Origin of the sequence: Streptomyces sp. SID5785, from assembly GCF_009870065.1 — a bacterium.
Taxonomy (GTDB): Bacteria; Actinomycetota; Actinomycetes; order Streptomycetales; family Streptomycetaceae; genus Streptomyces.
Genome location: NZ_WWIA01000041.1, coordinates 1 through 3,054 on the forward strand (window position 1 = coordinate 1; position 3,054 = coordinate 3,054).

Here is a 3,054-nt window from a genome sequence, read left to right on the forward strand (position 1 = left end):
ATGGACTTGGGACGCAACGCGGTCTGCTCCATGATGGGCCCGCCTCCACAGCTCGCCGGCTCGCTCGCCTACGGCCTGAGCTCTACCCTCCGTGCCGGTGCGCCACGATTCCCGAACGAGTGAGCATGCCGGGCGCCGCTCGATTACGGCACCGGCACGGCCTCCCCGCCGGCGAAGGGGCCCCGCGGCGGCGCGGGGATCCGGTCCGGCACGAAGCCGTGGGCACGGCGGGCCAGGTACTCCGGGCGGTACCGGTCGACGCCTCGGTGCCAGTTCAGGATGCCCGCGGTCCAGTTGCGCAGGTCGTCGACGTAGCCGTCGAGGACGGCCCGTGCCTCGGCGGACAGCCCGAGGTCCTCGTACAGGACGGGGAACTCGTGCGCGACGATGTGTTCGAACTGCCGCATGCGCTGTGTCATGAGGTCGTTCACGATGACGAGCGCCTTCGGGTAGTCGATGCCGAAGAAGCGCTGCACGACGAGGATCGCGTTGTGGATCTCGCCCTCGTACTCGATCTCCTTCTGGTACGAGAACACGTCGTTGAGCAGGCACGCGTAGTCGACGGCCGCGTTCTCGAGCGCCCGCACGGGGCCGGTGCGGTACACCTCGGGCGGTACGGCGGGGCCGTGGCCCACGCGGCACAGGCTCATCGTGAGGTCGGCGCCGAAGGTGGCGCGGCGCATCTCCAGGTAGTCGACGGGGTCGGGGACGCGGTTCTGGACCCGGTTGGCGAGCTCCCAGACCCAGCTCTCGGTCATCACGTCGACGGTCGCGCGGACCGTGCGCTTCTGGTCCGGGGTCATGGTGGCCGTGGTGCGGGCCCAGAGGTCGGTGAGGCCGCGCTCCACGGCGTTGGCCGGGATGGGCGGCGCGGGGTCGTCGTCGTCGGCCGGCATGCAGGCGGACAGGCGTGCCGTGCAGGCCCGGGCGGCGGCCAGATCGCCCCGGTTCCCGAACACGAGCGGGTAGTAGTCGTCGCCGTACGTGCCCCAGGCCAGCCACTGCGTGCTGAGGTCGAGGGCCTCGGGCGGGCCGTCCGGGTCGATGCCCGCCGCGCACAGGGCCAGATCGCAGGAGGCGAGCTTGTCCTCGTCCCAGACGCCCTCGGAGAGGATGCCCGTGCGGTGCGCCCAGGGCAGCAGCCGGTCGCGGGCCCCGGACAGGGCGGGGTTGAGCCGCAGCGGGAACGGCATGTACAGGTCGGGGATCCGCGACGGGCCCACCTTCTCGTACGGGACGTGCCCGTACGAGCGCAGCCGCTGGGCGCCGAGATCGCGGAGCAGGCCGACCACGTCGGTGGTGCCCGCGCCGGGGCCGCCGGGGCCGAACAGCGGTGCCGTGGCCGGCGGCGCCTCCTTGTTCATGTAGCGGCTGGAGCGCAGGTGCCACGCGTGGCCGCCGGACTGCCAGTCCTGGAGCCCCGCCGTGTACGCGGCGACGGCGGCGATCTCGTCGGGGGTCAGGCCGCGCTCGGCGGCGAGCGCGGGCACCTCGGTCAGCGCGGTGTGCTCGAACTGGTGCAGCCGTGAGGTCAGCACGTCGTTGACGGTCTCCGCCGCTTCCTGGGTCGTGCAGCCGAAGAAGGTCTCCAGGACGAGCACGCCGTTGCTCAGCTCCCCCTCGTCGCGCACCTCGCGCTCGTAGGAGAAGAGGTCGTTGCGCAGGTGGACGCTGTCGGAGAAGGTCTCCATGAGGACGCGCAGCGGGCGGGAGCGGGCCACGGCGGCGGGCACCTCCGCGGTCGCGTACTCGACGAGCCCGGCGGACCAGGGCGCGCCGCCCACCTTGCGGCGCATCTCGATGTACTCGACGGGGTTGGCGACGCGTCCCTCGTCGATGTTGGACAGCTCCCACATCGACTCGTTGAGCAGGTGCGCGGTGGACTCGGCGAAGCGGCGGCGCCAGTGCGCGGACATGGCGGGGACGGTGCGCCGCCACAGGTCGATCAGGCCGGCCTCCACCGGGTTGCACGGCTCGGGCACCTCGGCGGCGAGGTCCATGGGCATGAAGAGCGGCAGCCGCTCCAGGTGGTGCTTGCCGGCCTCCCGGTCGTTCGTGCGCTTGTACATGTCGAGGAAGTGGTCGTCGAAGAAGAAGACCCACACGTACCAGTCGGTGATCAGCGACAGCGCGGCGCTGTCGCAGTCGGGGTGCGTGTACGCGCACAGCAGGCCGTAGTCGTGTGCGTCGAGGTCGCTCTCCTCCCATACGCCGCTGCCCTCGAGCATGCCCATGCCGCGGGCCCACGCGGTGGAGTGGGCCCGCGCCTCGTCGAGATGCGGGTTGAGCCGCGCGCGGTACGGCATGTAGAAGCGCGGCAGGCGGAACGGCTGCGAGGACTGCTCTGTCATGGACGCGGCCCTACCCGGGGGCCGGTCCGGGCATCCGCCGCGCGGAACATGACCGTCCTATCGCGTGAACGGGTGCCGGTCCGTCCCCGAGCGGGGACGCGGCGCGCTAGACAGGGGCGGTCCGCCCGCCCCGACCCGCGAAGGACCCGACCGTGCCGCACCTGCCGCGCCCCACCGCCCGCCTGCTCGCCGCGGGCCTCGCCGCCGCCTTCGCCCTGGGCGGTGCCGCGCTCCCGGCGGCCGCCTCCCCCGCGCCGCCGCCACCTGCGCGCGGCCTGCACGACATCGCCGCTCTCGCCGCCGAGCGGGTCGAGCTCGCCGACCAGGTCGCCGCGGCGAAGTACGGCACACCGGCCCCGGTCGACGACCCGGCGCGCGAGCGGCAGATCCTCGACGACGTGGCGCGGCGCGCGGCCGGGCTCGGTCTGGACAGCGCATGGGCGCAGGCGGTCTTCCGCGACCAGATCGAGGCGAACAAGCAGGTGCAGCGCGGCCTGTACGCCCGCTGGGACGCACATCCCGGGGAGCGGCCGACCGAGCGCCCGGACCTGGCGAAGGAGGTGCGCCCGGCGCTCGACCGCATCACGACGGAGCTGCTGACCGCCCTGCGCGCGGCGGCGCCCGCGCGGACGTCCCCGTCGTGCGGACCGCGGCTCACGGCGGCGGCCGTCGGGGCGGCGCTCCCGCGCGGCTTCGGCCCGCT

At 73.5% G+C, this 3,054-nt stretch carries 2 protein-coding genes; one reads left to right on the top strand and one right to left on the bottom strand.

What is annotated here, in order from left to right; all coding sequences use genetic code 11:
* Positions 1-143 precede the first annotated feature (143 nt).
* Positions 144-2,351: a germacradienol/geosmin synthase Cyc2 gene (gene cyc2 / locus GTW43_RS01445; protein ID WP_161299700.1), complete on the bottom strand. Its 2,208-nt coding sequence runs from the start codon at positions 2,349-2,351 to the stop codon at positions 144-146.
* A 152-nt stretch (positions 2,352-2,503) separates the two neighbouring features.
* Here cyc2 and aroQ point away from each other — a divergent pair.
* Positions 2,504-3,054: gamma subclass chorismate mutase AroQ (gene aroQ / locus GTW43_RS01450; protein ID WP_343245859.1), on the top strand; the 551-nt coding region annotated here is incomplete at its 3' end.